This is a genomic window from Caldalkalibacillus thermarum (assembly GCF_014644735.1).
In the GTDB taxonomy this organism is placed as follows: domain Bacteria; phylum Bacillota; class Bacilli; order Caldalkalibacillales; family Caldalkalibacillaceae; genus Caldalkalibacillus; species Caldalkalibacillus thermarum.
Window position 1 is genome coordinate 1 of the sequence record NZ_BMKZ01000139.1, and the last position, 569, is coordinate 569.

General features: G+C 48.6%; 1 protein-coding gene and 1 pseudogene. Both read right to left on the reverse strand.

The window, feature by feature from the left end; all coding sequences use genetic code 11:
* A pseudogene (locus IEW48_RS16900) lies at nt 1–403 on the reverse strand (IS110 family transposase); the annotation flags it as partial.
* A complete protein-coding gene (locus tag IEW48_RS17755) occupies nt 316–555 on the reverse strand; it encodes an IS110 family transposase (protein WP_371874905.1) in 240 nt (79 codons plus the stop codon). The gene IEW48_RS17755 and the pseudogene IEW48_RS16900, both read right to left, overlap by 88 nt.
* Nucleotides 556–569: the final 14 nt, after the last annotated feature.

Consider the following 569-nt stretch of genomic DNA (forward strand, 5'->3'; position numbering starts at 1 on the left):
GCACATCGGGGTCAGTTTCACCATTAATTAAAGCCTCGATCATGGCTCGACCCGATTTGCCCAGCACATTGGTCGCCACCGAGGAGAGTTTGATGTTAGCCCCTTCCAGTACCTTCTGGATGCGGTTGATTTCGCGAGCCCGCTCTTCAATCAGGCTGCGACGATAACGGATGAGTTCCCTCAACTCCCGTTGCTGGCGGTCAGGGATGTAACTACCTTGTAGCAATCCATGGCGTAAGAGTCCAGCGATCCACTCGGCATCCTTTACATCTGTTTTGCGACCAGGCACATTTTTGATATGTTTGGCATTGACCACTAAAATCTTGATGTCTTCCATCTCCAACAGGTTATAAATTGGCTTCCAGTAGGAACCTGTACTTTCCATGGCCACGTGAGTGACGCCATGNTAGGCACATTTTTGATATGTTTGGCATTGACCACCAAAATCTTGATGTCTTCCATCTCCAACAGGTTATAAATTGGCTTCCAGTAGGAACCTGTACTTTCCATGGCCACGTGAGTGACGCCATGCGCCTTGATCCAGTCTACAAGCATAAGCAAGTCTTCAG